The following is a 7148-nucleotide window of genomic DNA, read 5'->3' on the forward strand; positions in this document are numbered from 1 at the left end:
TCATATGATTTAAGGATTCAAGCCTGTATTTCTAAACTTTGGCGAGGGAAGAAATACGGGCTTTTTCATGTCTGAAATATTTGTATCATAATTCTATGCAGATAAGAAATTTCTAACGGTTAATTATTCAGATAACTGTGAAAAGCTCCCTATCTACTCCACTGACATCATTAGAAAGCGGAATATCCTAATTCCCTTTGATGTCTAAAAGCGTGGACTAAAACGATGTCAGTTATTGGATCGAAAGAGTACAAACAAACATAGCCACTACTGCCATATTTAATCTTAAGCTCTCTAAAATCCTTATTCTCAATTGGGTATATTCGCCCAATTAAAGGAAATTCTTCTAACTTTTTCACGTTCGACAAAATAACAGTGATTACCGCTTTTGCCTGTTCCTTTGCTTCATTTGCTACCAAAAAATTAGCAAAACGCACTAAATCTTGTCTAGATTCTTCTGTATAAACTACTTGTGGCATGTTGGAGCTTCTAAAGGCGTATCACTGGTTAAACTATCAGCCCAAGCCTGTAGCTCATCATGCGTTACATGCAAGCCTGTTTGTTGGTAATTCTCAAAGGAACGTATAGCTTGAGCTTCATAATCCATTTTTGCTTGCATTTGAGCGATATAAGCGTCCACAGCTTCAACCACTAGGCTATGTACAGTTCTTTGCTTTAGCTCAGCAATTTGGGCTAATACGTGCTTTCTATGTCCTAGTTTTACCGATGTGATGCCACTAGGTTTAGGTGCATTAGATGCTTGAGTAGTTGATGGCATGTTTCACCTCCAAAGGTAATACCTTTTAACACCTAAAATATAGCATAGTTTAGGCATGGGTATGACACACCTTATCCAAATAAACGACCTAACAACCCTTTCTTCTCATGATTCTTATGTTCTATGAGCTTCTGATCTAATTGCTGTTTAAGCCAAGCTTCGTTTGCTTTGACGTACTCTAATTGCTTTTCAAGTTGTTCAACCTGCCCTTCCAATTGTTCAATTTTTTGCTGTAAAAGCTGTTCATTATTGCTTTTAGGTTGATCAACTAACTGCTCAATATTATTTACAGTGTTCAATAGCTCAGTGACAGCCTGTTCTGTCGCTTTTTTATCTGCCTTATTTCCAAATAAACGCATCATATCTTGAACAGAAACATTACCATCACTGTTTTTTGTTATCTCACCTTTCTTAATGCGAGCATATATAGTGTTACGGCTAACTTTGAACAATTTGCTTGCTTGATTGATTGAAATATTGCTCATAAATGTTCACCATTGTTCTACTAAAATGAACAATAACATACATCACTTAACATGTATTATATGAATTAGGTTTGCTCTATAAGTCATGTTATACCTACAAAGCACATTCCTAAAATAATTATTTTAAGTGCTTGAGATGAACACCATTTTCACTAAAAACATCTAATAAATCAATTGCATATGGTGATGGATTGCTTTTAAATCTAAGGTTTTCAGCATTTTCCAATAGCTCACCATCACTACCAATATGTAAACCACCATCAAAAAAGTATGAACCATCTGTAAGAAAGTAGAGCTTTTCGCCTTCTACATTACAACTGATAGCTTTATGAGCACTCAATATTACTAGCTCATAATACCGATCATCATTTTGTCCAACAGATCTTTTAGAAGGATAAAGATGAGCAACAGTTGGTGGAGTCCCCCCATATGTTTTACAGTACTTGTTGAAGTAATCCACCCCAAACTTTATAGCGAATTCCTTTGCCAACCTTTGTCCGCTTATCAATGTTTCATGCTGAAAAAGCCCATCGAAATTAGTGCTTATAAAGTCTTTATTTGAATTATAGACAATCAAGAACTGTCCACCATTATCTGTTTCATATATTTTAGTTGAAGAAAAATCAAAAAGTATTTTCACCTTGAACGAGAAAACTCTCCCATTTCTTTCAAAGTTCATTAACTTATAATCATCACCAAATATTGAATCAAAGAACCCCATTTTTATCCCTCTTTTATATGTTATTAAACAATAATATAGAGAATTATTAATAAAACTAGTGCTCTATTTGTACTTATGATAAAAAATAGAGAATATAAAAAATTTGTTCAATGTTGATACGGGGTACGTGTATTTAGTTTTTTTGAAGGCTACTTTTTGGTTAATTGCCCGTAAAGGTTCTCTACGTAAACGAAAACATGCCAGACGATGTCATATTTCATCTACGTAGATTTAAGACTCTATTTATTCTTATTCCTCTCTTTATACTCTTGATGTATCTCTCGACTCTTCGAATTTATATCTGTAAGTCGATCTCTCTGTTCATCACTTAAATCTGTTCTTCGTAGTTGCTTTTCAGATTGGTTCATTTGCTGTTTAGCTACTTCTTCAATCACTTTAGGAGCTGATTCAACAACAAACTTAGCCGAATTAAAAAGCCCTTTCCCAACTAACTTGAGAGCTGAAACCGTCTTATCCTTAGCACCATAACTATATTTAACATCATCTACAGCTTCAGACATTTTGAAATAATCAAATAGTCCCTTTTCATCTTTTTCAGACATCTTGATATCTCTTATTGTTCCACAGCAGAAATAATTTTTACTTTTCCATTATAGCGAGCCTTAATTTGTTCTTTAGCTTGAGAAGCCGAAGATGCTGTTACGGATGTAATAAGAACAGATGTTGAACCTTCACGAGAATATTTAACTTGAAAACGCTTAGACATTGTCACCCTCATTATTAAAATCAGTTTTTGTAAAGTAATAAATTTATTACAAATCAAAGATAAAAGATTTAATCAAAAAAATAAAGAAAGCTTTTCTATCATTAGACTATACTCAAAAAATAACAAAATTAAATGATAAAATATCTATCAATAGACTATAAATTAAAATTAAATGATAGTATTATCATAATACTTAAAAACACATAGATAAATGAGAAATGACTACTAGAATTTATGTCCGTGCCAGTACCAAAGACCAAGACGCAGAAAGGGCATTAGATGATTTAAGAGAGTTTGCTAAATCCATTAAGGGAGATGTGAACGAATATGTAGAGAATGAATCAGGTACAAAGTTAGATAGACCTGTTTTAAATCAGCTATTAGATGAATCAAAGAACGGCGATACCTTATTAGTTGAGAGCGTAGACCGCCTATCTAGGCTTTCTCAAACTGACTTTGATGTATTAAAAGGACGTATAAAAGAAAAGGGCTTAAAGCTAGTTGTAGCTGATCTACCGACTACACACATGCTTGTTAGCTCAACCGATACCATTACAGGCTCTATCCTGAACCTAGTAAATAATATGCTTATAGATTTATTGGCTACTATGGCTAGATTGGATAATGACAAGCGTAGAGAACGTATTAAACAAGGCTTAGAAAGAAGTGGATACAAACCTACAGGTAAAAAAGCAGATATGGCTAAACATGAACGTATCAAATCATTAAATGAAAAAGGCTTAACAAAAGAAGAAATAGCAAAAGCCGTTAATTGTGGCGTAGCTACTGTTTATAGAGTTTTAAAAAATGAAAAATAATAAAAATTTTGATTTATATACAACTCTAATAATTATTTATTTAGCTTTGCTAACTTTATGTATAGCCTTATATGCTCTTATACAAATTTATGTAGAGGATAAAGGTACAGCAACAAATCTAATGATCTGGTCAGCAACTCTATTTCCATCAATCGCATTACTATATACATTTAATAGTTGGAAAGATCAGAAAAGTAGTGAAATTCTATCAGAAGAAAGTAAATTAATATTTAAATTTATACATTCAAATTATCAATGTTTTAATGATATATTTAAAGAAACTATGTTACACAAAAAAGTTGATTCATATCAAAATGTTAGAGATAATTATATAAAATACATAGAAAACTTAAACTTATATAACAGTCTTATATTTATAATGAAAAAACAAAACACAGAAAGAGATTTTAAAGAATATATGAAAATGTTAGATAATATCTTCAAAAATCCTGAATATAACAAGGACAGATTAGAAAGTAATAAAGATTATATATTTAAATGTAGTGAGAATTTAGAGAAAAAGCTAATATCAATTATTCTACACTTAGATGATTAAAAGCGCATAAGGCGCATTGCACTTTATACGCCTATACGTGTCCGTGAGGGATGACTCAAATTTGAGTTATCTCTTTATGAGTTTAAGCTGATACCAAATAAATAGAATCGCTATAGAGCAAAGGATATAGGTCATTGCACTGTATCCTTGAAATACTGAATCAAAGCCATGTCATCAAGCAATGGGTAATAAGATCGAATCTTTGACCTGTCCAACTTCTCCATATCAGGCAACAATTTTTGTACTCTTTCCTGAAATGAAATCATCTTTTCATAGTCCGTCACTGGCCTAAATTCCTGTTCCCTGTCTGCTTCTACTCTCTTATATAAATAAGACCATAATACTAATTTATTCAAAAACTTATTGTATGCTGAGTTAATTTCATATTGTGCCATATCAATCATTTTTATTGTTATCCTGTTATTGTTCCAAACTTTTTTCTGTACTGTACTTGTTGTTTATTGTCTTGCTTGGCAAGGTAGGAAGCTCGATACACACATGCTTTAAAATGAACCTCATTTTTTAAGTTGTGACCTGCCTTTACACCTGTTTTCAAATACTCCCCTCTAACTTCATGATAGTTAAGGGCTAACTTTGTATAGTCATTCTCTGTCGTGATAACAACACCCTCCATATTGATCAATGCTTTAATTAAAATCTTTCTCACATGATCAGGCGTATACTTAGATTGATCAGTGACTATCATCATTTCTAAATGTAAGCCTTTATTTTCAACATATTCAAAGCTATAGATAAATGAAAAGCCAGTTTCTTTAAATGTGTTTTTAATGATTCTAGTCAGCTTCTTAATATCGAAACTGTGATCATTGTTAAGGGATACTGTGTACCTAGTGGCTAATGGTCGATTTATCCTATCCCTAGCATGGGCTAGAGCTATATATATATCTTTCATATTTGATTGTTTTATTTGATATTTTGTATTTATTGGATAATTTAAAAAATTGCTAGTAGTGACTAATTTACTCATTAAAAGTTGGATGGGAGATAAGTACTATTTTTTGTTGTTTAGATGGATAAATAGATAGATATAAATATATGAATTAATTGATAATAATTAATATTAAGATAGATATAGATCTGTAGGTTTAACCAAATTTATTTTGATGTGTGTTAAAGCCTTATTCCGACTATGTTAAAGGCATGTTTTTTACAAGAATAGAAAATTAAAAATTATTGATTTAAATTGGGTTTATTTTTTTCTTAATGTCATTTTATGAAAAATATTGTTATATTTGAATAACTTATGTAAATTTATTTTAATAAATTGAATGTTTACTTATATTTTGAATATTATATTAATTTAACAAAAATGTCAATATATAACAATTAGTTAGGAACAATAACTAATATAAATATCAATACATCATTTTTTACTTTCTATATCTATTGGATTTAAATAATACTAAAAATGAAGCCACAACCATTCTCAGGTGCTCACAGAATCGCTCAGATTTAACGATAGAAACACATCCTATGCAGTTGCACTACAAAGACTTAAAAGAGCTGTAAACGCAAATTAGAGCGCTTTAGAGTCATACGAATAAAATCATAGTTTCAGATGAGTTTTTCAAAAGGCTAAGAACACAGACTAGGTATTATTTTAAGTACCTGAACAAATGATAGGGGGGATAGCACTGTTGAGCCCCCACCCTGAAAAATAAATGCTCCGTATTAAGCAGGGGTTTTGTTTTTAAAACTCCGGTCTCTTTCCATTGTGAAGTTAATAAGAATTACGTTAATAAAAAAAGAACTAATATGGTTAATAACAAATATGTAAGAAGAATTTAGATGCACACTAATTTTTTATTGATAATTAAAATATAAAACAAATGGTGTACTTCTTTTCTTTAAACCTTTCTCACCTCTACGCCCTCGGTTCTTTTCAATACCAAATCTAACAGCACACAGTCGGTTGGAAGCTGTTTCTAGCGTTCCGCAAAATAAGAAAACAAGTGATGAAAGAACAACACTGCGAAACGCTAGAAACAGCCCTCAAGGGCTAATATCTGATTTAGGCTATTGTGACACCCCATCAAGCCAACGAATCACTGTATAACGAGCTACGCCAAGCTGTTTTGCTATCTGTGTATGGTTTAAACCTTTAGCCTTCAAACGTACTGCTTGAACACGTTTAGAGTTATATGCATCACCTTTAGCTTTACCACCTAACTGCCCTTTACGTGTCTGACGATCAATAAACTCTTGGTATGCATAGCCATCACGTTTCCATACCCAACGAGCAATAGATTTTGCAATACCTTTCACTTCGTTGTACTGCAACGGATCAGTGAATTGAGCATTGATTGAACAGCATTGAGCAATGACCGATTCAAGCCATTGGTTGAACGTCTTATTTCGCCCTCGATATTGTCGTACCTCAACATAAGCCCAATGTCGTACTGTATGGAATACACAGCAGTTACGACCAAGTCCTACAGCTTCATCAACTTTGATCTGTTTATTAATCTGACGTGTTGTTAAATCTAAACGTTCAGAGAGCTGATCAAGTGTATAAGGTTGTTCACGTAACGCATACGTTCGCCATGAGCTATGTACCGCATTTTTAGCAATAAGCCCACTATAATTAATATCTGCATTGAGAGCTTCTCTAAGAGCCAAATAGACAGCATTAGCGTACTTGATTGGCTTATCGTTGCTTGCATTGGTTTGATAAATTGGAGTTGCTAATTGATAAATGTAGTGAGCATGCCCATTTTCAGGATTTCCTACAATTAAATTAGGAGTAGGTACGCCCACCATTGAATAAAAGAAATCAGTGCAAGCCGTTGGATAGTCCAAATCAAAAACAAAGAAATGCGTGTAATAGGGGTGATTAGGCTGAATATAGCGTTTAAGCAAAGCTAAATGCTTAGGAAGAATCTGTAACCCAAAATCCATATTGTCTGAGCAATAGGGCTTGTTGGGCAGATTGCCTGTAAATTGTTCTAAGCCTAATGATAATTGTTGCATTGCATAACTTCACTGTTTGCAAATGCTCAAACAACCTGTATTATTATTCTCAGATTGTATGAGCTTCACGGT

11 protein-coding genes are annotated in these 7148 nt (G+C 32.7%); 2 read left to right on the forward strand and 9 right to left on the reverse strand.

The window, feature by feature from the left end; translation table 11 throughout:
• Positions 1-170 precede the first annotated feature (170 nt).
• The 6 genes from LZZ98_RS15280 to LZZ98_RS15305 all read right to left on the reverse strand — a co-directional run bounded on the left by LZZ98_RS15280 (position 171) and on the right by LZZ98_RS15305 (position 2711).
• Positions 171-479 carry a type II toxin-antitoxin system RelE/ParE family toxin gene (locus LZZ98_RS15280; RefSeq protein ID WP_237788576.1) on the reverse strand — a complete coding sequence of 103 codons (309 nt, stop codon included), beginning with the start codon at positions 477-479 and terminating at the stop codon, positions 171-173.
• The gene (locus LZZ98_RS15285; RefSeq protein ID WP_086185903.1) at positions 467-778 is read right to left on the reverse strand and encodes a hypothetical protein; all 312 of its coding nucleotides are present in this window, start codon (positions 776-778) and stop codon (positions 467-469) included. Before LZZ98_RS15285 ends, LZZ98_RS15280 begins: the two co-directional genes overlap by 13 nt.
• A 71-nt stretch (positions 779-849) precedes the next feature.
• Entirely contained in the window at positions 850-1263 is a 414-nt protein-coding gene (locus tag LZZ98_RS15290; protein WP_237788577.1) for a plasmid replication DNA-binding protein, read from the reverse strand.
• 118 nt (positions 1264-1381) lie between these two features.
• Positions 1382-1984 carry a hypothetical protein gene (locus tag LZZ98_RS15295; protein WP_237788578.1) on the reverse strand — a complete coding sequence of 201 codons (603 nt, stop codon included), beginning with the start codon at positions 1982-1984 and terminating at the stop codon, positions 1382-1384.
• 239 nt (positions 1985-2223) lie between these two features.
• Entirely contained in the window at positions 2224-2547 is a 324-nt protein-coding gene (locus LZZ98_RS15300) for a hypothetical protein (protein WP_237788579.1), read from the reverse strand.
• Between the two features lie 11 nt (positions 2548-2558).
• On the reverse strand, positions 2559-2711 hold the full coding sequence (locus tag LZZ98_RS15305; RefSeq protein ID WP_237788580.1) for a hypothetical protein: 153 nt from the start codon (positions 2709-2711) through the stop codon (positions 2559-2561).
• 218 nt (positions 2712-2929) lie between these two features.
• Between LZZ98_RS15305 and LZZ98_RS15310 the strand changes: the two genes are divergently transcribed.
• Complete coding sequence (locus LZZ98_RS15310) at positions 2930-3529, forward strand: recombinase family protein (protein WP_237788581.1); 600 nt, start codon at positions 2930-2932, stop codon at positions 3527-3529.
• Positions 3519-4085: a hypothetical protein gene (locus tag LZZ98_RS15315; RefSeq protein WP_237788582.1), complete on the forward strand. Its 567-nt coding sequence runs from the start codon at positions 3519-3521 to the stop codon at positions 4083-4085. Before LZZ98_RS15310 ends, LZZ98_RS15315 begins: the two co-directional genes overlap by 11 nt.
• A gap of 131 nt (positions 4086-4216) precedes the next feature.
• On the opposite strand, the gene LZZ98_RS15320 is transcribed toward LZZ98_RS15315, so the two are convergent.
• The 3 genes from LZZ98_RS15320 to LZZ98_RS15330 form a co-directional block, all read right to left on the reverse strand.
• Entirely contained in the window at positions 4217-4489 is a 273-nt protein-coding gene (locus LZZ98_RS15320; protein ID WP_237788583.1) for a hypothetical protein, read from the reverse strand.
• A gap of 8 nt (positions 4490-4497) precedes the next feature.
• Positions 4498-5073: an inovirus-type Gp2 protein gene (locus LZZ98_RS15325; RefSeq protein WP_237788584.1), complete on the reverse strand. Its 576-nt coding sequence runs from the start codon at positions 5071-5073 to the stop codon at positions 4498-4500.
• 1049 nt (positions 5074-6122) lie between these two features.
• Positions 6123-7076 (reverse strand): replication initiation protein, encoded by a 954-nt coding sequence (locus LZZ98_RS15330; protein ID WP_237788585.1) that lies wholly within the window; start codon positions 7074-7076, stop codon positions 6123-6125.
• Positions 7077-7148: the final 72 nt, after the last annotated feature.

This window comes from Acinetobacter sp. SM34 (assembly GCF_022012365.1).
Classification (GTDB): Bacteria; Pseudomonadota; Gammaproteobacteria; order Pseudomonadales; family Moraxellaceae; genus Acinetobacter.